The organism is Bacillus cereus group sp. BfR-BA-01441, from assembly GCF_022663075.1.
Taxonomy (GTDB): domain Bacteria; phylum Bacillota; class Bacilli; order Bacillales; family Bacillaceae_G; genus Bacillus_A; species Bacillus_A cereus.
This window is the reverse complement of record NZ_JAKUEU010000219.1, coordinates 1-1,022: the sequence shown is the minus strand read 5'-3', so window position 1 is coordinate 1,022 and position 1,022 is coordinate 1. Positions and strand designations below refer to the sequence as shown.

Genomic DNA, 1,022 nt, shown 5'->3' with positions numbered 1-1,022 from the left:
ATTTCTACTGAGCCTTTATCTACTAATTCGTTCTCTACTTTTAGTGATAAAACTTCTGTCATACCTTTTTTGATTTCGAATGATACTGGTTTCGCTAGTTTTTTATATCCTGGTAAGCTTTCTACCTCTACTAGCTTATATTTTCCTACTGGTAAATCTGAAATTGTTGCTTTTCCTTCTTTATCTGTTGTTACTTTTGTTACTACTTTATCTTTTTCATCTTGCACTTCGAATGTTACGCCCGCTAATACTGCGCCACTTTCTTTGTCTACTTTTGTAATCTCTACTGAACCTTTATCTAACAGTTCGTTCTCTACTTTCAATGATAAAACTTTCGTCATACCTTTTTTGATTTCAAATGATACTGGTTCCGTTAATTTTTTGTAACCTGGTAAGCTCTTCGTCTCTACTAATTTGTATTTTCCTACTGATAGATCTGAAACGTTTGCTTTTCCATCTTTATCTGTCGTTACTTCTGTTACTACTTTGCCTTTGTCGTCTTGTACTTCGAAGACTACGCCTTCTAATGCTTTTTGACTATCTTTATCTACTTTTGTTACTTCCACATTTCCCTTGTCTAACATTTCGTTTTCTACTGTTAAAGCAAGAGATTTTGTCATGCCTTTTTCAATTTGGAAAGTAATCGGATCTACTAATTGTTTATACCCTTTTGGTGCCTTTACTTCTACTAACTTGTATGTGCCGACTGATAAATTAGTAACTTGTGCTTGTCCTTTTTTATCTGTCGTTATTTTAGCGACTACTTGTCCTGCTTCATCTTGAATCTCAAATACTGCATCAGCTAAAGCATCTTTATTTTCTTTATCTACTTTTGTAATTTCTACATTTCCTGTATCCACTAATTCATTTTCTACTGTTAGCTTTAGCGCTGTTACTCTACCCTTTTCAATTTCGAATGAAATTGGCTTTTCTAGTGGTTTGTATCCTGCCGGTGTTTCTACTTCTACTAACTCATACTTTCCAATAGGTAAATCTGAAACGTTTGCTTTTCCTTCTTTATC

1 protein-coding gene is annotated in these 1,022 nt (G+C 33.9%); it reads right to left on the bottom strand.

Features of this window, described 5'->3' with window-relative positions:
* On the bottom strand, positions 1-1,022 hold a 1,022-nt coding region (locus MR107_RS30130), incomplete at both ends, for a SpaA isopeptide-forming pilin-related protein (protein ID WP_242293157.1).